Genomic DNA, 26,857 nt, shown 5'->3' on the forward strand with positions numbered 1-26,857 from the left:
ACTCCTGTCAGTGCCAGATACCGTTGTCCAGTTTATCCAGCTGTTCGATCAGTTCCTGACGGATCTCGCGAATGCGTCGTTCGTCCTGTCCCTCGAGCACTTGCTGGAACTGCCCGGCCCATTGGCCGATACGTTCGCGCAACTCGCCCAGGCTTTCCTGGTAAAGACGTTCCAGGCGTGCGCTCAGCACCGTGTTCACCTGCTGATCGCGTGGGTGCACCTTGAGCAAGGTCAGGGCCTGCAAGCGCTGTTGGATCTCTTCCGGTGACAGCACCCCGGGGTTGTTCTCGATGATCAGCGAGTGCTGTTCGCCGGTCAGCGGAATATTGACCTGGGCTTCGAGCAGACCGTTGTTGTCGTAGGTGAAGCGCACATCCAGCGAGACCTCGCCGGCCTTGCGCTTGGGCACCGGCATTTCCAGCTGGCCGAGAAAGACGTTGTCGCGTACCAGGCGGCTTTCTCCCTGGTAGATTTTCAGCAGCACCACGGCCTGGTTGTCTTGCAGGGTATACACGGTCTTGACCCGGCTGACCGGCACGATACTGTTGCGCTCGATGATGGGCAGGTAGTGTCCGCTGTCGATCTGTTGGCCGAACTGATGGGAGGTTTCGATCCCAAGGGTGTAGGAGCAGACATCGGTCAGCACCACTTCTTCCAGTGCGGCGGAGCGCGCTTTCAGTGCGGCTTGAATGGCGGCACCGTGGGCCACGACTTCGTCCGGATTGAGGCTGATGGAGGGGAAGCGTCCGAAAAGGCCGGCGGCCAGCTTGCGCACCAGCGGCATGCGTGTGGTGCCACCCACCAGCAGGATTTCGTCCAGGTCGTTGACCCGAATCCGTGCATCGCGCAGGGCCCGTTCGATCGGGCCGCGCAGACGTTCCAGCAGCGGAGCGTAGAGTTCGGCCAATTGCTGTTGGGTAACGGTCCGACTCCACTGCCGGCCGTCGACACGCAGGCTGAACTCGGCGCTGGCATCCTGGCCCAGCGCCTTGCGCACACGTTCGGCTTCGCGCCGCAGTACCTGGCTGACGCTGGCCGGGGCCGGGAAGTCCGCGGCCCCGCGTTGACTGTCGACAAAGTATTCGAGCAATACGCTGTCGAAATCCTCACCGCCGAGGAAGTTGTCACCCGCGCTGGCGCGGACTTCCATGACACCGTCGAAGAGCTCAAGGATCGACACGTCGAACGTGCCGCCGCCGAGGTCGAAGACCAGGAACGAGGTTTCCTTGTCGCGCTGGTGCAGGCCATAGGCGAGAGCGGCGGCGGTGGGTTCGTTGATCAGTTTTTCGACTTTCAGTCCCGCCAACTCACCGGCGATCCGGGTGGCTTTGCGCTGGGCATCGCTGAAGTAGGCCGGGACGCTGATCACGGCTTCGTGCACGGTTTCACCGTAGGCACGTTCGACGTCTTCCTTGAGGCTCTTGAGCACCAGGGCGGAGAGTTCCTCCGGACGGAAAAGGCGATCGCCCAGGCGTACTTCCTGGGCGCTGCCCATATGGCGCTTGAACAGTGACGTGGTGGTCTGGGAGTGGGTGTGCAGCCGTTCTTTCGCCGCCTGGCCGACCAGTACCCGGCCTTCATCGTCCAGGCCGACCACGCTGGGGGTCAGGAACTGGCCGAGGGCATTGGGTACCAACTCGCTGGTTTCCCCACGCCAGACGGCAACGAGGCTGTTGGTGGTCCCCAGGTCAATCCCTACGATCATTACGACGAACTCCCTTTTCGCTCGGCAAAATTCTGAAACAGAATACTAGCGGGCAAGGATATTACCGGAGTACGGAGGGGGTAAAGCGGATAGTGGCTCTGGGCTATTATTTGGTCGGCGCCGATACATGAGGAATCTGCAGAAGCCGGCTTCTACGGGGGCGAGAAGAGGAGCCAGCTACTGGCTCCTCCGCGTGCCTGTCTCAGACGGTAAATCGTAGCGCGTTGGTCAGATCGCCCATCGGCTTCTGGCCGCGGGCGACCATTGCGTCATCACGCTGCTTGAGACCGTCGAGCTTCTCCAGCTGGAATACCCGGGTGATCAAGCGCAGGATCGAGGCGGTGTCATACACCGTGTGATCCACCGTGCCCTTGCGGGCGAAAGGCGAGACCACCAGGGCCGGAACCCGTGTGCCCGGCCCCCAGCGATCGCCTTGCGGTGGCGCCACGTGGTCCCACCAGCCGCCGTTTTCATCGACGGTGACGATCACCACCATGTTTTTCCATTGCGGGCTTTCTTGCAGTACTTTCAGGATACGGTCGATATGCCGGTCGCCGGACGCCACGTCGGCGTAACCGGCGTGCATGTTCAGGTTGCCCTGGGGCTTGTAGAAGGTCACCGCTGGCAACTTGCCGGCCTGGGCATCGGCGAGGAATTTGTTGCTGCTCGGATCCTCGCCCAGTCCGCCATCGCGCAGGCGCTTGGCACGCTCGCCAGGGTTTTCCGGACCCTGCTGCTTGAAGTAGTTGAACGGCTGGTGGTGGTACTGGAAATTCGGGATCTTCGGAATGCCGGCCGAGTCCTTGAACTGGTCCAGGGTGACCTGCCAGGCACCGGCGTACCAGGCCCAGTCGACGTTCTTCTTCGACAGCTTGTCGCCGATGTGTTCGTGGCCCTGGGGCACCAGAACAGTGGGCAAGCCCGGCTTGGCATAGTCCGGATGATCGGGGTCGCGGATCCAGGTCGGCCAGTAAGGCGGGGCCATGGTGTTCACCGCGTAGCCATCTGGAGTCAACGCACTGGGGCCGAACTGCGGCGCGCCGGTCATGGCGCTGGCCGGGGATTTCTCCAGGGGTTTGAGGCGCGTGCCGAGCGGGTCGTCGCTCTGCAGCGTGGCGATCTGCGGCTTGGCCACCGAGTTGGCGGCGTCCGGGTAGAAGGGCACGGTCGCGCTGATCAGGTATTGGTGGTTGAGGAACGAACCACCGAAGGCACCCTGGAAGAAGTTGTCGCAGAGCACGAATTCCTTCGCCACGTCCCACAGGCGCAACGAGTAACGGTTCTGGGCGTAGTGACCCATGGTCAGGCCGCCGGAGTCGGCCCAGGCGACGAACTGGTCGTTCTTGCCGCCGTTGATCTGCATCTGGTTCTGGTAGAACACGTGCCACAGGTCGCGGGTGACCAGGCTCAGGGGCAGGTCCTCGCCGTTCGGGCCCTTGAGGGCGTACGGAGCGTTGGGCAGGTTCTGCTGGAACTGGGTTTCCGCCGGATAGGTCACGCCGTCGACGCTTTGCGGGCCGATCTGCAGCACACCGCCCCAGGCCGGCGGCAGGGTCTGCAGCAGGCTGCCATCACGGTCGCGTTGCTGGTAGTCCGCCGCCGCAAGGGCTGACAAGGGTTTCTCGAGGCCGGGAAAGTCGGCGAACAGGTTATTGAAACTGCGGTTCTCGGCGTAGATCACCACCACGGTTTTCACCTGGTCGTGCAGCGCCTTGTCCAGCTCGGCCCCCGACAGCTCGCGGGTGTCCGGCTTGCCGGGTTCGCTCGGGGAACCGCAGGCGGTCAGCGTCGCGCCAACACCCAGCACCGCCACGCCACCGAGAAAGCGGCGACGACTGGTGTCGGTGGGGTTATCGTTTTCGGGCGCTTGCGACTGGTCGAGGTCTTTCTCGTCACTCATCCTGGGTTCCTGCTGGCTGGGTTTGACGTATCAAAATATTTCGCATCGAAACTTAGCAATGCAATATGACGGAACAACGACAGATCCATTCTGCCGCCGGGCAGTATGCCAATTGTCGAGGGGGATGGGGCAGGGATTGCGTGACGGAATTTTGCCGGGGGCCTTACAGGGCCCCGGACTGAATCGCCGCGACCATCGCCGCGACTTTGTTGGTGGTGCCGGTCTTGGTGATCGCGTTGGCGATATGGAAGTTCACCGTGCGCACGTTGAGCTCAAGCAACCGGGCGATTTCCGGTGCTGTCTTGCCTTCGCCCGACCACTTCAATACCTCGACTTCCCGAGGAGACAGCAGATACGTGGGCGTGCTGGACAGGTCGCGGATGGCTGCTGAATGCAGGACATTACACAGCCACAGAATATGCCCGGCTTTTTGGTAGAACTCGCGGCGATCGATTTCGCCCTTGGGGCGGGCGACGCACAGAATGCTCTGGTGGCCCTGAACATGCTGTACCGTCTGTGACCAGCCATGACGCATGCCAAACGATTGCTTTTGGGTCCAGAACGCTGGGGCTTTGGCAAAAATTTCCGGCGACCAGAGCACAGGCATATGGGAATGCCGGGCACGGGTCAGCGCCGGGTCGATCTCGTAGAGGTTGTGGTCCTGATAGTACTGGTTCCACTCCTCGGGATAGTTGTTCTTTATCCAGGGGGAGGCACCGGGGTTCAGTCTGATATAGCGGTAATAGGGATAGCCTAGTTGCCTGACCAGACCGGGCAAGAGTTCGAACAATTCCTGCTCGTCTTGCGCCGAACCCAGAAGCCGCAATTGCTCTTCTTTCCATTGGTCCATGATTCATCCACCTTGAAGCACGACGGGTGGGGCGGGGCACGCTCGGAAAAAAAACGTGATGGTACGATCGTGCCGGTTTGTCCGGACAGCGTAATACATGACGCGGATCACTGACTCACGGAATTTGTGTTCTTGCGTACTTATTCAGCATCAATTCAGCATTGTTGCGATTAGCGTCGTCGTTTTTGAAATTGTCACTTACTTGTTACTTTACTTGGGGGCGGCGAGCCACAAGAGCGCGGATAACAGCGCTCTTGCAGCGGTTTGAAGTTTGTAGCAATCGCTATGGCATGACGGGGGCGTTGTAGGCCAGGGTGGTCCCCAGCGCCCACAGCAGGAACAGCACCAACGGTGCGTGCACCAGCAGTTGTACGAAGGAGAAGCCGATCAGGTCCCGTGCCTTCAATCCCAGTACGCCCAGCAGCGGCAGCATGTAGAAAGGGTTGATCAGGTTCGGCAGCGCCTCGGCCGCGTTGTAGATCTGGACTGCCCAGCCCAGGTGGTATTTCAGGTCATTGGCCACCTGCATCACATAGGGCGCCTCGATGATCCATTTGCCGCCACCGGAGGGAATGAAGAAGCCGAGCACCGCCGAGTACACCCCCATCAGCAACGCGTAGGTATCGTGCGAAGCGATCTGGGTAAAGAAGGTCGAGATGTGGTGGGCCAGGGTCAGCGCGTCGCCGCCCTTGACCGTGGTCATCAGCGCCGCGATGGAACCGTACAGCGGGAACTGGATCAGCACGCCGGTAGTGGTCGGCACGGCACGGGCCACGGCGTCGAGAAAACTGCGCGGGCGCCAATGCAGCAGCGCACCGGCCATCAGGAACAGGAAGTTGTAGGTGTTCAGCCCGGAAATGGCGCTGATCGCCGGTTTGGTCGAGAACTCATGGAACAGCCAGCCGGCGGCCAGCAAGGCTAGCAGAATGATCAGCAGCGGGCTGTATTCCAGCCATTCGCCGGGGCGCGAGCGCTGGCTCAGCGGTGGCAGGTTGAAGCTCGGATCGACGCCGCAGGCCTTGGCGTCCCGGGCCGAGTCGGGGCCCGGTGCGGTGGCGTAGGCGATCACCAGCGAGACCACGATCAGCGCCAGCAAGAGCACGCCGGACTGCCAGAGAAAGATGGTCTGGGTGAACGGAATCATCCCGGTGATCGACAGGATCGACGGTGGCAGGCTGGCCGGGTTGGCCTGCAACTGGGCGGCGGACGACGACAGCCCCAGGGCCCAGACGGCGCCCAGGCCCAGGTAGGCGGCGGCACCGGCGGCGCGGTAGTCCATGCGCAGATCGGTGCGGCGCGCGAGGGCGCGGACCAGCAAGCCGCCGAAGACCAGGGACAGCCCCCAGTTCAGCAGCGAGGCGACCATGGAAATCAGGGCGACCCAGGCCACCGCCGAACGGCCGTTCTTCGGGATCCGGGCCAGGCGGTCGATCAGCTTCACCGCCGGTGGCGAACTGGCGACCACATAACCGCCGATCACCACGAAGGCCATCTGCATGGTGAAGGGGATCAGGCTCCAGAAGCCGTCGCCGAAGGCCATCGCGGCTTCGCTCGGCTTCGCGCCGATGGCCAGGGTGGCCAGGGCGACGACGATCACCGCCAGTGCGGCAAACACCCAGGAGTCGGGAAACCAGCGTTCGGCCCAGTTCGAGCAGAGCAGGGCAAAGCGGGCGTAGCGGCTGGTTTCTATAGCAGCGGCCATGGAGAGGTCCTCTTGTTCTTGGTCTTATTAGGGAGCTACAGGCGAAGCTCCGGGAGCGCAATCTGTAAGCAGGTGCCCACGATAAATCAATCCGGGAAGATTTTCTGACTCTCTTTGGTAGCAGAGTGATATTGCCCCCTGACGGGTATCCGCGATGTCGTCCCAATGCCCTTGGCAAACTCAGGTATCCTCCGATTTTTGCAGCGGCCGGCAAACCGGCCGATGCGGTACCTGAATACGTTGCCAGGATGTTTTCATGACTGCCGATCACATTCCGCACGCCCGTCGTTTTGCCCGGTCCGATTACAAGACCCTGGGCCTGGCGGCGTTGGGCGGTGCGCTGGAAATCTACGATTTCATTATTTTCATGTTCTTCGCGCTGACCCTCAGCGAGTTGTTCTTCCCTCCGCAAATGCCCGAATGGTTGCGCTTGCTGCAAAGCTTCGGAATTTTCGTCACCGGCTATCTGGCGCGACCGCTAGGCGGCATCCTGATGGCGCACTTCGCCGACCGCCTGGGGCGCAAGCGGGTCTTCAGCCTGAGCATCCTGATGATGGCCCTGCCGTGCCTGCTGATCGGGATCATGCCGACCTATGCCCAGATCGGTTACTGGGCGCCGCTGCTGCTGTTATTGCTGCGGGTGTTGCAAGGCGCCGCGGTGGGCGGCGAGGTGCCGAGTGCCTGGGTCTTTGTTGCCGAGCACGCGCCAGCCGGGCACCGCGGTTATGCCCTGGGGGTTTTGCAGGCCGGGTTGACCTTCGGTTATCTGCTGGGCGCCTTGACCGCGACCGCCCTGGCGCGGATCTACAGCCCCGGCGAAATCCTCGATTTCGCCTGGCGCTTTCCGTTCCTGCTGGGTGGGGTGTTCGGCGTGATTGGTGTCTGGCTGCGTCGCTGGCTCAGCGAAACCCCGGTGTTCATGGCCTTGCAGGCGCGTCGTGAAGAAGGCGAGGAGGTGCCGTTGCAGGCGGTCCTGCGCACTCACCGTCGGGCGATCCTGCCGGCGATGCTGCTGACCTGTGTCCTGACCTCGGCGGTGGTGGTGCTGGTGGTGGTCACGCCGACCGTGATGCAGAAGGTTTTCGGTATGAGCGCCAGCCATACATTCGCCCTCAGCAGCCTGGGGATCGTGTTCCTGAACATCGGCTGTGTCCTGGCCGGCCGGCTGGTGGACCGGATCGGTGCCTGGCGCGCGGTGCTGTTCTACAGCGCCTTGCTGCCGTTGGGCATCGCGCTGCTCTATAGCTGCCTGATCCATGGCGCTGAATGGGTTGGCCTGGCCTATGCCCTGGCGGGCCTGGCCTGTGGTGTTGTAGGGGCGGTGCCTTCAGTGATGGTGGGATTGTTCCCGGCGCGCATCCGGGTCTCCGGTATTTCCTTTACCTACAATATCGCCTACGCACTCTGGGCCAGCACCACGCCGCTGTTGCTGATCGGCCTGATGCCCTGGAGTCCTTGGGTCTGCGTCGGTTATTGCGCGGTGATGGGCGGCGTCGGTGTGCTGATCGCGTTGTACTTCGGGCCGCGTGCCTCTGCGACGGCCGAGGCTTCGAGCGTTCGCGGCTATTGAGCCGCGTCCGTCCCTGGCGGTTTTGCGCAGTCAGCGCGTCTCGGTCACCTTCTTGAGGAAGCGTGGCTGATCGGGATTGCGGCCACGCAACTCGGCCAGTCTGGCGGCCATCAGGTAAAACCCCTGGATCATGGTGAATGGCTCCAGCAACGGGTGGGCCGTCGGCACGCTGACCAGGTTGGCGCCGGGCGTTCCTCGTGGCGCCACCAGCAAGACCCGGGCGCCGCGCTGGCGCATGTCCTCGGCGAACGCCAGGGTGCCGGCCTGCTCGGGCCCGGATGGGGCGAAGAGCAGGACCGGATAACCGGCCTCGATGATTTCCATCGGTCCGTGGCGGACCTCGGCACTGGAAAAGGCTTCGGCCTGGATCCCCGAGGTTTCCTTGAGTTTCAGCGCCGCTTCCTGGGCGATGGGCAGCGCCGGGCCGCGTCCGATCACCACCATCTTGTCGACCGGGCGCAAAACCTCAAGGGCCAGCGACCAGTCCTCGTCGACCGCCCGCGCCAGGGCGGCGGGCAAGCCTTGCAGGGCGACACCAAGGCCATTGTCCTGCCCCAGCCTGGCGCTCAGCGCCGCCACGGTCTGCACCCCGGCCATCAACATGGCGACATAGCTTTTGGTTGCTGCCACGCTCTGTTCCAGCCCGGCCGGGAGCAGCACCTCGGCATCGCTGGCGGCGGCCAATGGCGACCCGGCGGTGTTGACGAACGCGGCCACGCGGGCCCCCAGTTGTTTCAGGTAGTTCACGCTGGCGATCAGGTCCGGGCTCTTGCCCGATTGCGACAGGGCGGCCACCCAGCAGTGTTTCAGGCGCAGTGGCGGCTGTTGCAGGCTCACCAGTGACAGCGGAATCGACAGCCAGGGAATCCCCACCTGGCTCATCATGGCATAGCCGAAGTAAGCGGCCGCGTGATCGGAGCTGCCACGGGCGACGCTGATGATCAGCTCCGGCGGCGCGGCGGCCAGTTGCTCGCCGAGGGCGACGATGGCGCGGTCGTCGTCGAGCATGTGTTGCACGACGGCGAGTATCGACAGGGTTTCCTGGAGCATCAGTGACATAACGTAAATACCTGGATGTCCGTCAGCCCCGTGGGCCGTCGGGTACGCAAAGAAGATCGCCGGGGATGAAGCTCAGGCCGGCGGCGTCCATGGCCATGCTCAAGGCGCCCCACAGCGGCGCGTCATGGGTAAAGTGGGCGGCGACAATCTCCGGAGGGAAGGGCACCACCTGGCCGATCAGTTGTTTCAGTGCCGGTGCCAGGGTCGAGGCCTGGTGAAACAGTCCGCCGCCGATGGCGATGCGCTCGACATCGAGGGCCACGGCGAGATTGCCGACCTGCACCGCCATGCCGGCGATACGCCGTTCCAGCACCTGGCGAACCGTCAGGTCACGGCTGGCAAACAGGTCCAGGGCGCGGTGGCCCGGCCCGAGCATTTCCGTGGCCAGGCGGGTCAGCGCGGCGCCCGAGAAAAACTCTTCCAGTGGCGCGGCACCTTGTGCGTGGGTCCGCCACAGCTCGGGGTACATCGGGTCGAGAAAGGGCTCCAGCATGTAGCCGATTTCCATGGCCGCGCCGTTCTGCCCGCGAATCAAACGGCCATTGGCGATGGCCGCCGCCGCCAGGCCGGTGCCCAGGTTGAGGTAGATGGCGTTGTCGATGCCCGCCAGCGCTCCCCAGCGGGCCTCGGCCAGCGCGCCGGCCTTGACGTCGTTGTCGAGCATCACGGCTTGGGTGTCCAGGCCTTCGCCCAGCAACGACGGCAGGTCGAGTTCTTCGAACCCCGGCGTGTTCGGTGCCATCAACAGGCTGCGACCACGCACGACCCCGGGGAACACCGCGGCCACGCTGGCCACCCGTGAGGTACCAAAGTCGCCGACACAGGCCCGTGCCGCCGCGAGGATGCGCTCGAAGGCCGGTACGCCACGGGCGCCGTCGGCATGGGTGGTCAGCCTGCGGGTGCTCAGGTGCTGGCTGACCGGGTCGTAGCAGGCGATCTGGGTCTTGGTGCCGCCGACGTCGATCGCCAGCAGCACACCTTGGGTGGACGCCGTGGCGTCCGGGTTATTCAACGGCTCGTGCATCGTGGGTATCGCTTGTCTTGTTGAAGGGCCAGAGTTGTTGCACCCGCGCCCAGAACAGGTAGGCCACGCAACCGGCCGCGACCCACACCAGCGACCACTGGATCGGGTAGGCGCCAGGCGCGTTGTGGTTGGACGCCAGGTAAATGTAGACCCAGCCGAGCAGGGCGATCACCGCCGGCACCGGGTACAGCCACATGGTGTAGGGACGGCTCAGGTGCGGCTTGGTCTTGCGCAGCACGAACAGTGAAATGATCTGCGCCACCGACTGCACCAGGATCATCACCGTGGTCAGCAACTGGATCAGGGTAGTGAGGTCGGTCAGGCGTCCGATCATGAAACCGCCGGAGGTCAGCACGCCCATGCTCAGGATGCCGTAGACCGGGAAGTCGTGCTTGGGGTGGGTGACGCTGAAGGCGTTGAAGAACACCTTGTCCTTCGCCGCTTCGAACGGCACCCGCGAACCACCGAGCAGGCCGGCGAACACCGAGGCCACGGCGGTGATCAGGATCAGCACGGTGACCACGGCCGCGGCGGTATCGCCCCAGGTTTCACTGAGCAGCACTGAGGCCACGGAGTTGTAGGCCGCCGACTTCTGGTCGAGCATGCGGTGCCAGTCCACCACCCCGAGCACGCCGACCTGCATCAACAGGTAGATCACCAGCATGCCGAGCACCGACCAGACGATCGACTTGGGGATCACCCGGCCCGGTTGTTCGACTTCCCCGGCCAGGTAGGCCGAGGTGTTGTAGCCCAGGTAGTCGTAGATGCCGATGGTCAGGCCACCGGCCATGCCGAGCCAGAAACTGCTGTCGCCGAGGTTGAAGGCGCCTTCGGGAAAGCTGAAGGCCAGTTCCGGATGGAAGTGCGAAAAGGCCGCGGCGATCAGCGCCGCGATACTCGCCAGCATGATCACCCAGAGCACGATGCTCAGGCGGGCGATGGATTCGATCTTGCGCCAGAGCAGCACGATGATCAGCCAGATCAGCACCAGGCCGATGAGGTTGCCGGTGGTCTGGCTCATGTCCGGCCAGAACCAGGTCAGGTACTGCACGAAGCCGATGATCCCGGTGGACATGATCAGCGGGATAAACAGCATTGCGGTCCACACGAACAGGAACGGCAACAGCTTGCCGGTGCGCTTGCCGAAGGCTTCGCGCAGGTAGACGTAGGTACCACCGGCGCCGGGCAGCGAAGCGCCGAGCTCGGCCCAGACCAGGCCGTCGCACAGGGCCAGCAGTGCGCCGAGAATCCAGCCCAGGTAAGCCTGTGGGCCGCCCATGATGACGATCATGGTGGGAATGGTGATGAACGGGCCGACGCCGCACATCTGGCTCATGTTGATGGCCGTGGCGGGAAACAGACCGATCTTGCGTTTGCTGCCGGACGAGCTCTGCCCGGGGGGATTGGAGATGCTCATGCTGTGACGTCCTCTTGCGCGAGTAACCGAAGGTGGCGGCAGGTAGCGAAGGTGCTGCGTGCCGGCGACGCCTTGCAGCGACTCGGTATCGTTATTGTTATGGGTTGCGGGCGCCTGGGACAGCGGCGACCTGACGAATAGAAAAGCACGTCACGACTATTAATTCAACTTGATTTAATTAATTGGCAGCGCCGATCATTCGCCGATGAAAAGTCTCCAGAACACCCGCACGGTGACCACCGGCACCAACGCTGAACACGCCCGCCTGCACAACCGCCGGGTGATCCTCGAAGCCATTCGCCTGGGCGGACGCCTGACCCGTGCCGACCTGACGCGACTGACCTCGCTGACGGCGCAGACGGTGTCGAATATCGTCGCCGAGTTGCAAGAGGAGGGGATGCTGCTGGTGCATGCGGCCGAGAAGATCGGTCGTGGCCAGCCGCCGGTGCCGTTGTCGATCAATCCGGAGGGTGGCTTTTCCCTCGGCTTTCACGTGGCGCAGCACTCGATCATCGGCGTGATGCTCGACCTGTTGGGCAACACCCGCGCCCAAGTCACCCTGACGGTGAACTACCCCAGCTTCGAAGAGGCTTTGCCGCTGATTCTCGAGACGGTAACGGCGTTTCGCGGGCAACTGCCCCACGGACGCTTCCTCGGCGTCGGCGTGGCTCTGCCGGGACCGTTCAGTGTCGAGGGCATGACCGCGGTGGGGCCGACCGCGATGTCCGGTTGGGACGAGCCTGATATTGCCCTGCGCCTGCAACAGGCCGTCGGCCTGCCGGTGCTGCTGGAAAACGATGCCACGGCGGCGACCATGGGCGAGCGCCTGCACGGCATTGCCAGCGACCTGCAGCACTTCGTCCACCTGTTTATCGGCAGCGGCCTGGGGGCTGGCTTGTACCTGGGTAACCGCTTGTATTCCGGGCACTGGCACAACGCCGGGGAAATCGGCCACATGACTGTGGTGCCCGGCGGCAAGGTCTGTCATTGCGGCAACCACGGTTGCCTGGAGCGCTACATCTCCATTGCTGCCTTGCTTGAGCACCTGGGCCAGCGTGCCGACCAGGACATCAGCACCTGGGACATGAGCGAGCCGCGCTTTGCCGCTGGTGTCCAGGCCTGGCTCGACGAGGCGGTGCCGGCCTTGCGCCAGGCGATCAATATCCTCGAGTCGCTGCTCGATCCGCAGACCATCCTGATCAGTGGTTTCTTGCCGCCCGCGATCATGAATCGGCTGGTGGAAGGGCTGGAACCGTTGAGCCGTTCCATCAGCAGTCGTCGCGACCGCGAGTACCCACGTCTGCAACTCGGCACTGCCGGGCACGACGCGGTGGCGCTGGGGGCGGCGGCCTTGATGATCCTGGCGGAAATCAGTCCGGATTATGAGGCGTTGCTCAAGCCGGAATAAGGGCGCGGCCAGGGGCAACGAACGGCCCCCGGCCACGCAGTGGGAATGTTTCAGGCCTGGCGCCAGCTCACCGCGTCGATGCCGAATTTCTCGGCCATGGGTTTGCTGGTTTTCTTCACCCGTTCGCGACCGAACTTGCCGATGCGGCCCACGCCGGCATCACAACTGGCCCAGTGCCAGGCCTCGGCATTGTCCATGTACTCCAAGCGAATCACGAAAGACTTGGGCGTGCCATTAAGGGTGTAGTCGATAACGAAAAGCTTTGCCGTGCTCATAAACCTGGGAATCCTCCTGGGGATACGTCCTTGTCGTTCTAAAGTGATCCCGGGGGGCGGAAAAAATTCAGTCGAATTGTTCGCTGGCCGCTCGCTGGAAATAACCCGGAATCCGCCTTCAGAAAAAACTGCCCTAGCCGATGCCAATGACTGATTACCCGCGCTTTCATTTGCCCATCGGTGCCACCCATGTTTAACAAAGGCTTGAAGCAGGAGCTCTCGGCTCTTCGTGAAGAACTCTCCAGCGTCCAGCAAGTCAAGGATAGCCTGGAGCAGGAAATGCTCGTGCTGACCCTGGACCCCGACGGTCGCATCGAATCGGCCAACCAGAATTTCATCCAGGAAATGCTCTACCCGAGCACGTCGCTGGTGGGGCGCAGCCTGGATGAGTTCGTGCCGGACTATCTCAAGCATTCTGACTTTCAGCAGCGTTTCAAGAATGCCTTGACCCGGGGCGAGCATTTCAGCGGTGCGGTGCGCTTGCTGCGCGGTAATGGCCAGGAAGCCTGGCTGCGTTCGATCCTGCAGCCGATTCGTGATTCCCTGGGACGTATCCGCAGTTTTTCGATTTACTCCAACGATCTGACCCGCACCATCGAATCGTCACGCGAGCACGAAAACCTGATCGGTGCGCTGTTGCGTTCCACCGCGGTGATCGAGTTCAACCTGGCCGGTGAAGTGCTCACCGCCAACGACCGCTTCCTCAATGCCATGGGTTACAGCCTGCCGCAGATCCAGGGCAAGCATCACCGTGTCTTCTGTGAGCCGGCTGAATCCAGCAGCGCCGAATACCAGGCGTTCTGGAAGCGCCTGAATGCCGGTGAGTTCGTCGCCGGTCGCTTCAAGCGGGTCGACAGCCATGGTCGCGAGGTCTGGCTGGAGGCGTCCTATAACCCGGTCCTCGATGCCAACGAAAAGCTCTACAAAGTGGTCAAGTTCGCCACCGTGATCACCGCCCAGGTGAACCAGGAGAAGGCGGTGGCCGAGGCGGCGAACATTGCCTACAGCACTTCGTTGCAGACCGACAGCACCGCCCAGCGCGGAACCACCGTGGTGACCCAGGCGGTGGAGGTGATGCGTGATCTGGCCGCGCACATGCAAACCGCCAGCGACGGCATCGAAGCCTTGAATGCGCAGTCCCAGGTGATCGGCACCATCGTCAAGACCATCAGCGGCATTGCCGAGCAGACCAACCTGCTGGCGCTCAACGCGGCCATCGAGGCGGCGCGCGCGGGTGAGCAGGGTCGTGGGTTTGCGGTGGTGGCCGACGAAGTGCGGCAGTTGGCCTCGCGTACCAGCCAGGCTACGGACGAGATCGTCGGTGTGGTCCGGCAGAACCAGGACATGGCGCGGGACGCGGTGTCGCTGATGAACAGCGGCAAGACCCAGGCCGAGGAAGGTCTTGCGCTGGCGGCAGAGGCGGGCACGGTGATCGTCGAGATCCAGGACGGCGCGCAGAAGGTGGTCAATGCGGTCGGGCAGTTCGCCAACCAGTTGTCTAGTTGAGCGCCACTACCATATCCACCTCGACCGAGGCGTTTTTCGGCAGTTGGTACACCCCGACCGAGGTACGTGTATGCACTCCGGCCTCGCCGAATACCGAATACAGTACCTCGGACGCCCCGTCGGCGACTTCACTTTGTTGAGTGAAGTCCGCCGCGCTCTGCACGTACACATTGATGCGCAGGACTTTCCTGATCCGTCCGAGGTCGCCGTCGAGCAGCTGGCGCAAAATCGCCAGGGCCCGCATGGTGCTGATCTGCGCCCCGTGCCGCGCCCGCTCCAGTGTGGTTTCGGCGCCCACTCGGCCCGTCACCATCACGGTATTATCGACGCGCGGAATCTGCCCGCTGACATAGACTTCAAGATCGTTCCGCACCGCCGGTACGTAGTTGCCGCCGATCTTCATTTCACCCTCGAAGCTGTAGCCGAGTTCCCGGGCGATGGCATCAAATGAGGCGTTTCTGGTGTCTGACATGGTCCAGCTCCTGATAAGTGATGTTCAGTGCATATGGGCTAAGCGCGATTCTGCCTACGCAAGGCTTTGCTATGGCGTGCGTGCAGCGTTGGGGAAAATAGCGAAAAGTGTAATGTCGTCGGTTACACTTCGATAATGTCAAAAAAACATCATGCCGTTTTGACCTTCGCCCGAATCTACAACAGCGTGTTGACCCGATTGCTGGTGTTGGCGCTGTGCATTGTCGTGTCTGGCGCTATCGTGCGCTATTACGTATTGACCCACTTCCTGCGCGAGGACCTGAGCGCCGTCGTGGAAGGCCAGCAACTGGCGTTGGCGACTTATGTCGCGCACGATGTCGACATTAAGATTGTTCGGCGCAGGCTCTTGATCGAGCGCCTTGCGGCCAGCATGCCCCTCGACTTGTTGGCGCAGCCTGAACAACTGCGCGGCTGGCTGAAGGACCGATCTCCCTACCAGGCCCTGATCTCGACCGATCTCTTTATCGTCGACGCCCGTGGCAAGCGGGTGGCGGGCGACCCCAATCAAGAAGCTTCGCCCGATAGCGATTATGCGGATCGTGATTATGTTCAGGCCGGGTTGGCCGGTAAGCCCTTTATCGGCCGGCCGATCGAGGGCCGGTCGAAGGCGGAACCGATGCTGCCGATCTCCGCGCCGATCATGAATGCAGAGGGCGAGGTACGGGGCGTCATCGTTGGCATGATGTCGCTCGCCGCCCCCGGGTTTCTTGATTCCTTGCTGCAGAGCCGCGGGGGAACGACAACGGGCGAGTTCCAGCTGGTTTTTCCGGAAAGTCGCCTGCAGATCGAATCTTCCACGCAGGGGATCGGTTTCAAGCCGGTATCGCGGCCGGGCCTCGATGCCCTGATGGACCAGGCCATGGCGGGTTTTCGCGGTACCGGGATCACGCTCAACGCCGAGGGCAAGGAAGAGCTCCGCGCCATGGTCTCCGTACCCAGCACGGGTTGGTTCATTGTGGCCAGCCTGCCTGGCCACGAGGCCTTTTCAACCGTTGAGCGAACCCAGCGTTTCCTGATCAGGGGGGCCATCGCCTCGATTTTTCTGTTCGGCATTATCTGTTCCATCGTGCTGTATTTTTTCTTTCGTCCATTGTTCCATGCCGCTGCCCAGGCGGACTGCATGACCCGAGACGAACTGCCCCATGCGCCCCTGCCGGTGGTGCGTAACGATGAAGTCGGTCACTTGATCTCGGCGTTCAATCGCCTGTTGCTCAAGCTCAACGAGAAGCAGGCGGAGCTCGAGAAGATCGCCCATCACGACACCCTGACAGGCTTGCCCAACCGCCATCACCTCTCTGGCCGCTTGCGTCAGGTGTTGGCGCAGGCCCAGCGCAAAGGCACGCAGGTCGGCTTGTTGTTCATGGACCTCGATGGCTTCAAACGAATCAATGACACCCTCGGGCACGAGGCCGGTGACGAGGTCTTGCGTCAGGTGGCGAAGCGCTTTGGCGCGGTGGTGCGGCTGAGCGATACCCTGGCGCGCATCGGCGGTGATGAGTTCGTGATCCTGTTGAGCGATCTCGGGACCGATGCCGAAGACACCGTGAGTACCGTGGCCACCAAATGCATCGCGGCACTGAGTACGCCCTTTCTGATTGCCGGCACGGTTTGCCAGGTGGGGGTCTCGATCGGTATCGCCCTGGGCAACGGCGAGAGTTCCGCCGATGCGTTGCTGCTGGCTGCTGATCGGGTCATGTACCAGGCCAAGAAAACCGGGCGCGGTCGTTATATGACACAGAAGCTCTGAGGGCGCCGTCGCTTCAGTCGCAAGCGTAGCGAGCGCAACAAAGGTAAACTCCGTGCTTTGCCAAAGGAGCTCCCATGAGTCACTACCAGCCCGGCATCCTTGCCAAGCCTGTGCCCTTGCAGGCACGCCACCTGTTTTTCGCCCTTGAATCCGCCGAAGCATTGCCGGCCGCACTCGACAATCTCACCCGGCTGGTGGACGTAAAGCATACCGTGGTCGGTTTTGGCGAGTCGTTGGTGCAGGCGCTGGGTGGCCATGTCCAAGGGGTGCGGGCCTTTCCCGTTATCACCGGCGTAGGGGTGGATAATCCGTCGACCCAGCATGCCCTGTGGTGCTGGTTACAGGGTGAAGATCGTGGCGATTTGCTGCTGCGCAGTCGTGCGCTGGAGCAGGCGCTGGCGCCGGCCCTGAAGTTGGTGCAGATGACCGAGGCCTTCCGCCACAAGAGCGGCCACGACCTGACCGGTTATGAAGACGGCACCGAGAACCCGGTGGACGAGGCCGCGGTGGCGGCGGGGATCGCCGCGGACGGTGGCAGCTTTGCCGCGATCCAGCAGTGGCAGCATGACCTGGATGGTTTCGCCGCGCTGCCCGCCCATGAGCAGGACAACATCATGGGGCGGCGCAAGAGCGACAATGAAGAGCTGGACGACGCACCGGAGTCCGCCCACGTCAAACGTACCGCCCAGGAGAGCTTTGCCCCGGAGGCCTTCGTGGTGCGCCGCTCAATGCCCTGGTCGAACGAGCAGGGTGCGGGCCTGATGTTCCTGGCGTTCGGCCATTCCTTAGAGGCGTTCGAGGCGCAACTGCGGCGCATGAGCGGCCTGGACGATGGCATCGTCGACGGCTTGTATCGCTTCAGCCGGCCGATTACCGGCGGCTATTACTGGTGCCCGCCGTTGCGCGAAGGGCGCCTGGACCTGAGTGTGCTGAACGCCGCTTGAGCCGCTGCCGTGCCTGACCCACGCCCGATGCCAGCCATCGGGCGTTTTCCCCCGTATTTCTGGAAACCGGTTGTCCTATCCGGCCTCCGCCATGGCTTGAAATTGATCTAAGCGGGCTGTCGGTCGGCACTAGACTTTAAAGTGCAGTCGTTGCGAGAAGTGAAGTTAACCCCCGCTCATCCGCGCCGCTTGCTCGCCATCCAGAGACCCGCACCCGACTGTCGAACGAAATCGGGCGACAGCCCCGCATGAAGGATGAGACTCGGGCTCCATCGGAGCCAGGGAGTGTTCATCATGATCTCCATTCGTGTTCTTTTAGGCTGTGCCTTGTCCGGGCTTGTGCTGTTGGGCGTGTCCTCGACCGCTTGGGCGGTGGGTGGCAGTGAACCGATCAACCAGGACGCGGTACAGCTATCGCCGCAGACTCAGAACGGCGTGTCTTACCTGGTGGGCGGGGTCGGCGAGGATGAGACCCAGGCATTGCTGCATACCCGTGGTTACAACCTGCATATTGTTTCGACCGTCGGACCCAAGGGCGAGTACCTGCCCGATGTGGACATTACGATCCAAAAGGCTGGCGGAGAGTCGGTGTTGTCGCTGACTCAGGTCGGACCGATGGTCTACGTCAAGTTGCCCGAGGGCAAATATGAGGTTGTCAGCCGCCGTAATGGTCACGAGGACCGGCAGAGCGTTGTTCTCAATGGTATGGCTGGCCAGACGGTGAATGTGCATTGGCGAAACGAATGATGCGAGTTCTGTAGGCGCCGGCTTGTTGGCGATTGCGGTGCAAGATGCAACGCGGTTGTCACTGGCAATTACGATGCAATACGTACCGCCGCAATCGCCAGCAAGCCGGCTCCTACAGTGCTGTAGTGTTCAAAAAAAAGCGTAAATCAGGGGATGCCAAAGCAGCGCCTTGGGAATAGTCTGCGCACAAAGGGAATCTCCCTGAAACACAGATTTGGACACGAGGTCGGAAGATGGGCAAGTTGCGAGTCGGGATTATTTTCGGTGGGTTGGGGGCGGAGCATGAGGTGTCGCTGCAATCGGCGCGCAATGTGGTCGATGCACTGGACCGCGAGCGTTTCGAACCGATCCTGATCGGCATCGACAAGCAGGGCCACTGGCATCTCAACGACAGCTCCAACTACCTGATCAACGCCGAAAACCCGGCGCTTATCGCCTTGAACCAATCCAATCGCGAACTGGCCGTGGTACCCGGCAAGTCCAGCCAGCAGTTGGTGGACACCAGCAGCCAGGCGCTGCTGGAGCAGGTCGATGTGATCTTCCCCATCGTCCACGGCACCCTCGGCGAAGATGGTTGCCTGCAAGGCTTGCTGCGCATGACCGACCTGCCCTTTGTCGGCTCCGATGTACTCGGTTCGGCGGTGTGCATGGACAAGGACGTGAGCAAGCGCCTGTTGCGCGATGCCGGGCTGGCGGTGACCCCCTTTATCAGCGTGAACCGGGCCACCGCCTCCCGGCTCGGCTTCGAGGCCGCACAGGCGAAGCTGGGCCTGCCACTGTTTATCAAACCGGCGAACCAGGGCTCGTCGGTGGGCGTGAGCAAGGTGGAGACCGCCGAGGAGTATCAGGCCGCCTTGGCCCTGGCGCTGAGCTTTGACGAAAAGGTCTTGATCGAATCGGCGGTCAGCGGGCGGGAGATCGAATGCGCGATCCTCGGCAACGACCAACCGATTGCCAGCGGTTGCGGCGAGATCGTCGTGCGCAGCGGCTTCTACTCCTACGACAGTAAATACATTGATGAGCAGGCCGCCGAAGTGGTGGTGCCGGCGGCGATCAGCGAAGAGGACAGCGAGCGCATTCGCGCACAGGCCATCGAGGCGTTCCAGGTGCTGGGCTGCGCCGGGTTGGCGCGGGTCGATGTGTTTCTTACCACTGGCGGCGAAGTGCTGATCAACGAGGTCAACTCGTTGCCCGGTTTTACCCGCATCAGCATGTACCCCAAGCTCTGGCAGGCGGCGGGCATGAGCTATAGCGAGCTGGTGAGCCGCCTGATCGAACTGGCGCTGGAGCGGCATGCGGCGCGCAGGAGTCTGAAGAACAGCCGTTAAAGGCCCGTGGAAGAGCCCAGGTTTCAGGCTCCGGATCTGGACGGGTCGAGATGGTCCAGGTCCGGCCGATGCCAGGGGTCAATGTGCGTCATCAGGTTCAGTACCCGATGGCGCAGCATGACATTTTCACGCGCGGCCACGGCAATCGCATGCCCTTCTTCAACGGAAATAGAAGCCTCGACTTCGATATGTGCATCGACCGCGAGCATGTCGCCCATCTTGCGTGTGCGTACATCGTGCACGCCCTTGATGCCGGGGGTTTCCAGCAGCGTGGTGCGGATGGACGCCACCTCTTCTTCATCGGCGGCGCTGTCCATCAGGTCGTTCAAGGCGTTCCAGCCGAACGACCAGCCCATCCTGGCGATCATGCCGCCGACCACCAGTGCGGCAATCGGATCAAGAATCGGGTAGCCCGCCAGGTTGCCGACAATCCCGACACCGACCACCAGCGACGAGGCCGCATCCGAGCGTGCATGCCAGGCATTGGCAATCAACAGGCTCGACTTCACCTTCTTCGCCACGGCGAGCATGTAGCGAAACAGCAGCTCCTTGGTCACCAGCGCGGCGCCCGCCACCCATAGCGCGGTGATGTGTACTTTCTGGATGGATTCCGGGGTTTGCAGCTTGAGCACGGCCGAACCGATCATGCCGATGCCCACGGCCAGCAGCAGCAGGCCGAGGATCATCGAGGCGGCGGTTTCAAAGCGCAGGTGCCCATAGGGATGGCCTTCGTCGGCGTCCTGCTTGCTTTTATGGCCGGCGAACAACACCACAAAGTCGGCAATCAAATCCGACAGGGAATGAATACCGTCGGCGATCAGGCCTTGGGATTTCGACAGGATACCGACGATGATCTGAATGCAGGACAACGCCAGGTTGACCCCGACACTGACCCAGGTACAACGGGACGCCGCTGCCGCACGTTCGGCAGGACTGTAGCGTTCGTCCTCGTGTTCGTCGGAGAACTGTTCATCGTTCATTAGAAACTTCTTCCCTTATTTGCAAATGACTCTCAGCCCGCGGCGCACCAGGCTAGTCGACTAACCAGGTGTGGGTTCTGAGGTCATTGGCAATCATTGGCGTTCGCCTTGAAACAGACGAGTTCAAGGGATAAAGCATACTCAAAAGTTGAAGGGGATACACAGGCTATTTAAATAATCAGGGCGATTGAAAATTTGTTTCGTCTGCATATTGCTTATGTTCTTAAATGCGAATCTTAATGTTTAATCGTGTCGTGTTCGAAGGCACTTGTATTGACGCCAATAGTGGCGGGATATTGATTGCTGGCGAGTAGAAAATAGCAGGGGAAGCGTGGCTTCCCCTGGCGATGTATGGAATCAGTTGGTGGCGACCCGATCGGTTTCACCGGTGGTCACCAAGGCTTTGAGCGAGGCATCGAATTGCTTCAGGGCATTGACCTGCAAATCGCGTTGCTGGTTGATTTGCGCGGCAATCTCCGGCGCGGCCTTGCCATGGACCCAGACCGAAGGCAGTTCCTTGCCACCGAAGCCTTCGGCCTTGCCGATGTACTGCAGGTTCGAGTCGTAGAACGTGGCGACGAAACGCGCTTCGAACTGGCTGTTGCGCTTGGTCACCAGACGGCTGTAGGTGTCGAGCATCACCACCACGTCAGGACGGGCCTTTACCAGCGCGTCGAGGTTGTCGTAGACGGTCACCGAGCTGAACTGTTTCTGCAGCGAGCCCATGAGCCAGTCGATGGCCAGCTTCGGATCTGAGCTGTTGACGAAGGCGTCGCTGATGCGTGGGTCCAGTGCCGCATTCTTCGCACCGCTCAGCGCAACGCTATGGTAGCGCTCAAGGTACTGGAGGGTGCTGACGGTGTTTTCACTGTAAAGCACCCCCACCGATTGGGCGTGCTTGAGGCTGGCGGCACTGTCGGCCACCGGCAGGAAATGGCAGGATTGATCGTCCGCCGCGTAGGCTGGGACGGTAGCGACGAAGCCGCCGGTCAATACGGCGACAAGAGCCAGCAAGGTAGAAATTCTCATCGCGCGTTTTCCTTCTGAAGTCGGTTCGGCATGACGCTATCCTCCTCCTTTGACAGAAAAACTGAACTTGCATTCCTTGATGGTTACTATCAACTGAACGAATGATAGGCGGCCTTGCCTTGTAGTGTAGCCGTCAATGGGGCGTCGTATTGAGCGCGCCACCCCAATATTTAAAATGTCATCTCATTCCGTTGGCGCGTACTGCATCTCGCCGTTGCCGAACGACCAGTCCTCGCGTTTTACATCGATCAGGTTGATCCACACGTCCTCTTTACGCAGCCCGGTCCGGGTATGAATCCCCTCGGCGATCGCCCTGTAGAACGCCTTCTTGACCGCAACCGTTCGTCCGGCATTCCAGGTCACCTGGATAAACACGATGTTCGGTGTATAGGTAATACCGAGGTAGCCGTCAGCGGGATAGACCAACTCATCCTTGGCATGGCGGTTGATAACTTGAAATTTGTCGTGCTCAGGCACATTGGCGGTATGGACCATGGCCAGGTAAACCACATCGCTGATGGTGGCAATGGTTTCAGGCGCGGTGTCGGCGGCCACATCGATTCTGACTAAAGGCATGGGTTAATCCTTTTGAGTAGGTTGGCGGTACGGCCAAGCGTTCAACGGCACGTGTCACGAAGCTAGGCCGGAGCGGTGGATTCATCAAGCACTTCGTCCGTCGGTCTGCCCGGCAAAAGCCTGTTTTGTTGTACGATGACTGACGATATCGTCGGCAGCTAAAACCGCCCCCGTGCCCATAACAACAAGGAAATACCCCATGACAAGAATCAAGCTGCTTATTGGTTTCCTGTGCCTCTTCAGTGGCTACGTAGCCGCAGCCCCTTCGACGGGAGAGAAGGAGGTTGCCGCCGCAGTGGATCACCTGACCCAGGCCATGTTGACCAGGGATATCCCTGAGTTGAAAGCCCTGACCTCCGAGAACCTGACCTACGGGCATTCCAGCGGGAAGGTGCAGGGCAAGAAGGACTTTATCGGCGATATCGAAACAGGGAAAAGCGCGTTCAAGACGCTGGAGATGCAGAACCAGACCATCACCCTGTCAGGTGACGTGGCGTTCGTCCGCCATCACTTTTCGGGACAGGCGATCAAGGGCAGCGAGTTGATTCCCACTGAGATCGAGAACTTCCAAGTCTGGCAGAAGCAGCATGGCAAATGGTTGCTGGTTGGCCGGCAGGCTTTTCATCTCTAATGCCCGGAGTCTACAAGTTCACCCTTGAATGAGCACTGATCGCCGCCAATCGGGCTTCAATTGCTGCAGCCTCTTCCCGCAAGGCTTCCTCAAACAGGCTGACCAGCCTGGAAGCCGGGCGGTGCAAAGGTTTGATCAGGCTGACGGTAAAGGGGATCGAAACGGTGAAGGGGCGGATCTCCAGGCCTTGCCCGACGAAGTCCAGGGCTGTCAGCGGGTTGACGATGGCCAGGCCGACACGCTCGCGAACCATAGCGCAGACCGAAGCGGCACTGTGGGTCTCCAGCACCCTGTGTCGCTCGACCTGGGCTTGTCGGAAAATTTCGTCTATCTGTTGCCGGTAGCTATCGAGGCTGGACAAGCTGATAAAGGGTTTCAAGGCAAAGTCTTCAGGTGCCAGAACCGATTTTTCCAAAAGCGGATGGCCAGTCGGTAAGACGCAGACTTCATCCACCGTCATCAAGGGGGACAGCTCTGTCCCCGGCGGCGCATTCGCCACTTCGGTCAGCCCCAGGTCGTAGCGCTGCGCCGACAGCCACTCCTCCAGCAACGGTGATTCCTGCTGCGTGATGCTCATGCTCGCTTTGGGGAACTGCGTAACGAAACGCTGGCACGCCTTGGGCAGCAAGGATTGCGAGAACACCGGCAGGCAGGCAATCGATAGCTGGCCCTGCTCGAACTCGCGCAATGACGCCGCTGTATTGAGAATCCGCCCCAAACCGAAGTAGGCCCGTTGCACCTCCTCGAACAGCGAGAGGGCCTGTGCCGTCGGTCGCAGGCGGCCGCGCACGCGATCAAACAGTTTGAGTTGAGTCAGTTGCTCAAAACGCGCCAGTTCGCGACTGACCGTCGGTTGGGAGGTATGCAACATGGCCGCGGCCTCCGTCACGCTGCCGCTGGTCATCACGGCCCTGAACACTTCTATATGGCGCAACGTGGCTGACATGGATCTGCTCACCGATTTCGAAAGCCATATCATAAATGAATGATCTTTCTGAATATTGATATTTTATGATTGAGTCTTGTTTCGTCATCATGCCGCCGACTGCGCGATAGCCCCTTGCTGCGCGCGCATTGCTTGCCTGAGACCTGCTGATATGAAAACCCTCGCTGACAACTTGCTGTTGCAACTGGCCGAGCAACATGGCACTCCTTTGTGGGTGTATGACGGTCGCTTGATTCAAGAGCGCATCCGGCAGCTTTGCGCATTTGACACAGTGCGTTTTGCCCAGAAAGCCTGTTCCAACCTCCATATTTTGCGTTTGATGCGCGAGGCCGGGGCGAGGGTGGATGCGGTTTCTCTCGGCGAGATCGAGCGGGCGTTGCAGGCCGGATTCAGTACCGATTCTGTGGCGGGAGCGGCAGGTATCGTGTTTACGGCCGATGTGTTTGATCGGGCCACTTTGCAGCGAGTAGTGGAGACGCAGGTCGAGGTCAATATCGGCTCCATTGACATGCTGCATCAACTGGGGCCGCTTTCCTCCGGCCACCGCGTATGGCTGCGGATCAACCCGGGCTTCGGTCACGGGCACAGCCGCAAGACCAATACCGGCGGCGAAAACAGTAAACATGGGATCTGGCACACCCGGTTGGACGAAGCCCTGAGGCTGGTTCGGGACTACGGCCTGCATCTGGTGGGCCTACATATGCACATCGGCTCCGGGGTGGATTACCAGCATCTGCAGCAAGTGTGCAGCACCATGGCGGAATTGGTCGTGGGCCTGGATCAGGATATCGAGGCCATTTCAGCCGGTGGCGGATTGTCAGTGCCCTACCGAGCGGGCGAACAGCCTGTGGATGTCGATCATTACTTTGCCCAATGGGACCACGCCCGCAAGCAGATTGAACGCCATCTGGGCCACCCGGTTCGCCTGGAAATCGAGCCGGGGCGCTTCCTGGTGGCAGAGGCCGGTGTGCTGGTATCGGAAGTGCGTGCCACCAAGCCAATGGGCGGTAACCATTTCACCCTGGTCGATGCCGGCTTCAATGACCTGATGCGCCCCTCGCTGTACGGCAGTTATCACGAGATATCGTTGCTGACCCGGCGCGATCAGCCATTGCCTATGCGGGCGACGGTTGTGGCCGGACCTCTTTGCGAGTCCGGCGACGTCTTCACCCAGTCTGAAGGTGGGATCGTCGAGTCTCGCCTGTTGCCCAGTGCCGAGGTCGGCGATTATCTGGTTTTCCATACCGCTGGCGCTTACGGCGCCTCCATGTCTTCCAACTACAACAGCCGTACCCAGGCGGCGGAGGTGTTGGTGACGGGTAGCGAGCATCGTCTGATCAGGAAGCGCCAGACGCTGAGTGCGCTGTTGCTGCTTGAAGAAGACGACTGACAAGGCGGAGAGCGGGAGTTGGCCCCACTCGCCCGCCGACACTGCGGGTGAGTGGGATTGCCGACCTGGGGAGGTGCTCGCCTGGCCCGCCACTAGGCGTCCGACGAAGCGAACACACGCAGTCGATGACCGTCCGGATCAAGGGCGACAAAGGTATAGCCGAAATCCATCTCTACCGGTGTCTGGAGAATGCTCAGCCCCTTGGCGAGCCACGCTTGATAGGTTGACTCAACCAGCGATTTTTCCGCGACGGAGAACGCCACTTCTCCTGCAACCCCGATGTCGGCGACCCGTGGTTCCACCGTGTGCTTCGACCAAAGACCCAACATGACCCCGGAGCCCAAGGCGAACATCGCAAACGTGGCCGAAGCCTCTATCGCCGCGCTACCGAACAAATCGGCGTAGAAGCGGGCGCTGGCTTCCGGGCTGTCGACATACAAGATGAAAAAATTGGGCTTGATCATTGAAGGGCTCCTGGCCTGGGATGGAAGTGGTGCTATCAGCACAGTGCTGGCTGGCGCTTTCTATCCTACGCAGGCCCCAACCCATTTTTGTCAGCAGTCATCGCCTATTGGGGCCTGATTCCTTCCTGTAGACGCCAAGCCTTCAGCAGTGCCTGGCGTCGGCGCGGATATCGCTCCTGGGCCACCTTGAATTCGGTTATCCGGTCACTGCGGAAATGCCGAAAGCCCTCACGCAGTTCGCACCAGGCCACCAGTACGCGGGCTTCATCAAAATAACCCAGAGCAAACGGCCAGATGATTCGGCAGGACTGTTCGCCTTTCAAGTCCTGGTAGACGATGTCCACTTTCAGTTCTGCCCTGATCGCCTGGCGAATCAGCGGCTGCACAATGTCTACCGGCAACGGCGAGGTGCTGGGCCCGATGAGTAGCGCAGAGGCGTCCAGTTCGTCCCTCAGGCCTGATGGAAGGACCGCCGAAATTTTATCCAGGGCATTACGTGCTGCCCGGCCCAAGCGTTCATCTGCACGCTCGACTACCCAGCGCGAACCCAGGACGAGGGCCTCTATCTCCTCCTCTGAAAACATCAGTGGCGGAAGTAGAAAGCCGGGGTGCAGCACAAACCCCAGTCCGGCTACCCCCTCGATGTTTGCGCCTTGTTCCTTCAAGGTCCCGATGTCCCTGTAGAGGCTGCGCAAGGTGATGCCAAGCTCCTGGGCCAGCACTGCACCGGCCACCGGAAAGCGGTGGCACCGTAAAATCTGGATCAAGGCCAGGAGACGTTGGGAGCGAGACATTGAGGTGAGTTCAAAAAAGGTGATGCTTGAGAGAATTTCATATCAGAGAAGGCACTACAACCACCCTAGGTGGTGACCCATGCGCAGCTCGAACTCAAGGCCCAGTCCGGCGGCGCGTTCGCCCGGGCCTGACCGTCGAACGAGGCGATTCGTCTGGCAAGCCGGTCGACGAAACCATCCAGCTCGACATCCGGTAACGCACGATTGAGCCAGCCATAGCGTTCCGCCGTCAGCGCATCGAAGTCGTCGCCGCCGAGTATGGTTTTATATACATATAAACGTGTCAAAAGTTGAGAGGGGGAGGGCGGAAGCCATTCATTTGCGGGCTTATTTTCGTATTCATGAAACTGCCCAAAGCAGGTGTTTAATTCGG

The 26,857-nt window shown here is 61.2% G+C and carries 25 protein-coding genes; 9 read left to right on the top strand and 16 right to left on the bottom strand.

Annotated features, from left to right (window positions below; translation table 11 throughout):
- Positions 1–7: 7 nt before the first annotated feature.
- The 4 genes from M5B42_RS19065 to M5B42_RS19080 form a co-directional block, all read right to left on the bottom strand.
- Positions 8–1,705, bottom strand: coding sequence for a molecular chaperone HscC (locus tag M5B42_RS19065; protein WP_152740112.1), 1,698 nt, complete (start codon positions 1,703–1,705; stop codon positions 8–10).
- A gap of 202 nt (positions 1,706–1,907) precedes the next feature.
- Complete coding sequence (locus M5B42_RS19070) at positions 1,908–3,605, bottom strand: acid phosphatase (protein WP_103497553.1); 1,698 nt, start codon at positions 3,603–3,605, stop codon at positions 1,908–1,910.
- 163 nt (positions 3,606–3,768) lie between these two features.
- A complete protein-coding gene (locus M5B42_RS19075) occupies positions 3,769–4,455 on the bottom strand; it encodes an autoinducer binding domain-containing protein (protein WP_248746727.1) in 687 nt (228 codons plus the stop codon).
- Between the two features lie 283 nt (positions 4,456–4,738).
- Positions 4,739–6,157, bottom strand: coding sequence for a TIGR00366 family protein (locus M5B42_RS19080; protein WP_152740110.1), 1,419 nt, complete (start codon positions 6,155–6,157; stop codon positions 4,739–4,741).
- Between the two features lie 256 nt (positions 6,158–6,413).
- Here M5B42_RS19080 and M5B42_RS19085 point away from each other — a divergent pair, with 256 nt between their 5' ends.
- Positions 6,414–7,727 (top strand): MFS transporter, encoded by a 1,314-nt coding sequence (locus M5B42_RS19085; protein ID WP_248746728.1) that lies wholly within the window; start codon positions 6,414–6,416, stop codon positions 7,725–7,727.
- A gap of 30 nt (positions 7,728–7,757) precedes the next feature.
- Here the strand turns inward: M5B42_RS19085 and M5B42_RS19090 are convergent, their stop codons facing one another.
- Genes M5B42_RS19090 through M5B42_RS19100 form a run of 3 tightly spaced genes read right to left on the bottom strand, consistent with a single transcriptional unit; the run spans position 7,758 to position 11,227 of the window.
- Entirely contained in the window at positions 7,758–8,786 is a 1,029-nt protein-coding gene (locus tag M5B42_RS19090; RefSeq protein ID WP_248746729.1) for an SIS domain-containing protein, read from the bottom strand.
- Between the two features lie 22 nt (positions 8,787–8,808).
- On the bottom strand, positions 8,809–9,810 hold the full coding sequence (locus tag M5B42_RS19095; RefSeq protein ID WP_248746730.1) for an ROK family protein: 1,002 nt from the start codon (positions 9,808–9,810) through the stop codon (positions 8,809–8,811).
- On the bottom strand, positions 9,791–11,227 hold the full coding sequence (locus M5B42_RS19100) for an APC family permease (RefSeq protein ID WP_152740106.1): 1,437 nt from the start codon (positions 11,225–11,227) through the stop codon (positions 9,791–9,793). Before M5B42_RS19100 ends, M5B42_RS19095 begins: the two co-directional genes overlap by 20 nt.
- A 205-nt stretch (positions 11,228–11,432) precedes the next feature.
- On the opposite strand from M5B42_RS19100, the gene M5B42_RS19105 reads away from it, so the two are divergent.
- On the top strand, positions 11,433–12,635 hold the full coding sequence (locus M5B42_RS19105) for an ROK family transcriptional regulator (RefSeq protein WP_103497547.1): 1,203 nt from the start codon (positions 11,433–11,435) through the stop codon (positions 12,633–12,635).
- A 50-nt stretch (positions 12,636–12,685) separates the two neighbouring features.
- Here the strand turns inward: M5B42_RS19105 and M5B42_RS19110 are convergent, their stop codons facing one another.
- Entirely contained in the window at positions 12,686–12,910 is a 225-nt protein-coding gene (locus M5B42_RS19110) for a DUF6555 family protein (RefSeq protein ID WP_248746731.1), read from the bottom strand.
- Between the two features lie 189 nt (positions 12,911–13,099).
- Between M5B42_RS19110 and M5B42_RS32125 the strand changes: the two genes are divergently transcribed.
- Entirely contained in the window at positions 13,100–14,416 is a 1,317-nt protein-coding gene (locus tag M5B42_RS32125) for a PAS domain-containing methyl-accepting chemotaxis protein (RefSeq protein WP_177101201.1), read from the top strand.
- Here the strand turns inward: M5B42_RS32125 and M5B42_RS19125 are convergent.
- Entirely contained in the window at positions 14,409–14,888 is a 480-nt protein-coding gene (locus tag M5B42_RS19125; protein WP_103497544.1) for a RidA family protein, read from the bottom strand. The two genes, M5B42_RS32125 and M5B42_RS19125, sit on opposite strands and share 8 nt — an antisense overlap.
- A 159-nt stretch (positions 14,889–15,047) precedes the next feature.
- Between M5B42_RS19125 and M5B42_RS19130 the strand changes: the two genes are divergently transcribed.
- The 4 genes from M5B42_RS19130 to ddlA all read left to right on the top strand — a co-directional run bounded on the left by M5B42_RS19130 (position 15,048) and on the right by ddlA (position 19,674).
- On the top strand, positions 15,048–16,655 hold the full coding sequence (locus M5B42_RS19130; protein WP_248746732.1) for a sensor domain-containing diguanylate cyclase: 1,608 nt from the start codon (positions 15,048–15,050) through the stop codon (positions 16,653–16,655).
- A gap of 74 nt (positions 16,656–16,729) precedes the next feature.
- Complete coding sequence (locus M5B42_RS19135; protein WP_248746733.1) at positions 16,730–17,599, top strand: Dyp-type peroxidase; 870 nt, start codon at positions 16,730–16,732, stop codon at positions 17,597–17,599.
- Between the two features lie 294 nt (positions 17,600–17,893).
- Positions 17,894–18,346 (top strand): carboxypeptidase regulatory-like domain-containing protein, encoded by a 453-nt coding sequence (locus M5B42_RS19140; RefSeq protein ID WP_152740103.1) that lies wholly within the window; start codon positions 17,894–17,896, stop codon positions 18,344–18,346.
- Positions 18,347–18,579: 233 nt separating this feature from the next.
- Entirely contained in the window at positions 18,580–19,674 is a 1,095-nt protein-coding gene (gene ddlA, locus M5B42_RS19145; RefSeq protein ID WP_248746734.1) for a D-alanine--D-alanine ligase, read from the top strand.
- Between the two features lie 23 nt (positions 19,675–19,697).
- Here the strand turns inward: ddlA and M5B42_RS19150 are convergent, their stop codons facing one another.
- The 3 genes from M5B42_RS19150 to M5B42_RS19160 all read right to left on the bottom strand — a co-directional run bounded on the left by M5B42_RS19150 (position 19,698) and on the right by M5B42_RS19160 (position 22,259).
- A complete protein-coding gene (locus tag M5B42_RS19150) occupies positions 19,698–20,654 on the bottom strand; it encodes a cation diffusion facilitator family transporter (RefSeq protein ID WP_103497539.1) in 957 nt (318 codons plus the stop codon).
- A gap of 357 nt (positions 20,655–21,011) precedes the next feature.
- Positions 21,012–21,683: an ATPase gene (locus tag M5B42_RS19155; RefSeq protein ID WP_103497538.1), complete on the bottom strand. Its 672-nt coding sequence runs from the start codon at positions 21,681–21,683 to the stop codon at positions 21,012–21,014.
- A 183-nt stretch (positions 21,684–21,866) separates the two neighbouring features.
- Positions 21,867–22,259 carry a tautomerase family protein gene (locus tag M5B42_RS19160; RefSeq protein WP_248746735.1) on the bottom strand — a complete coding sequence of 131 codons (393 nt, stop codon included), beginning with the start codon at positions 22,257–22,259 and terminating at the stop codon, positions 21,867–21,869.
- Positions 22,260–22,458: 199 nt separating this feature from the next.
- Between M5B42_RS19160 and M5B42_RS19165 the strand changes: the two genes are divergently transcribed.
- Positions 22,459–22,890: a nuclear transport factor 2 family protein gene (locus tag M5B42_RS19165; protein ID WP_103497536.1), complete on the top strand. Its 432-nt coding sequence runs from the start codon at positions 22,459–22,461 to the stop codon at positions 22,888–22,890.
- A gap of 10 nt (positions 22,891–22,900) precedes the next feature.
- Here the strand turns inward: M5B42_RS19165 and M5B42_RS19170 are convergent, their stop codons facing one another.
- Positions 22,901–23,794: a LysR family transcriptional regulator gene (locus tag M5B42_RS19170; RefSeq protein ID WP_248746813.1), complete on the bottom strand. Its 894-nt coding sequence runs from the start codon at positions 23,792–23,794 to the stop codon at positions 22,901–22,903.
- 193 nt (positions 23,795–23,987) lie between these two features.
- Here M5B42_RS19170 and lysA point away from each other — a divergent pair, with 193 nt between their 5' ends.
- A complete protein-coding gene (gene lysA / locus M5B42_RS19175) occupies positions 23,988–25,226 on the top strand; it encodes a diaminopimelate decarboxylase (RefSeq protein ID WP_103497533.1) in 1,239 nt (412 codons plus the stop codon).
- A 92-nt stretch (positions 25,227–25,318) separates the two neighbouring features.
- Here the strand turns inward: lysA and M5B42_RS19180 are convergent, their stop codons facing one another.
- From M5B42_RS19180 to M5B42_RS19190, 3 genes are all read right to left on the bottom strand, one after another.
- The gene (locus tag M5B42_RS19180; RefSeq protein WP_103497532.1) at positions 25,319–25,690 is read right to left on the bottom strand and encodes a VOC family protein; all 372 of its coding nucleotides are present in this window, start codon (positions 25,688–25,690) and stop codon (positions 25,319–25,321) included.
- A 104-nt stretch (positions 25,691–25,794) separates the two neighbouring features.
- On the bottom strand, positions 25,795–26,457 hold the full coding sequence (locus tag M5B42_RS19185; protein WP_306110044.1) for a YafY family protein: 663 nt from the start codon (positions 26,455–26,457) through the stop codon (positions 25,795–25,797).
- A gap of 92 nt (positions 26,458–26,549) precedes the next feature.
- Entirely contained in the window at positions 26,550–26,771 is a 222-nt protein-coding gene (locus M5B42_RS19190; protein WP_247263302.1) for a hypothetical protein, read from the bottom strand.
- Positions 26,772–26,857 lie beyond the last annotated feature (86 nt).

The sequence above is a fragment of the Pseudomonas sp. MWU12-2037 genome (assembly GCF_023242345.1).
Classification (GTDB): Bacteria; Pseudomonadota; Gammaproteobacteria; order Pseudomonadales; family Pseudomonadaceae; genus Aquipseudomonas; species Aquipseudomonas gingeri_D.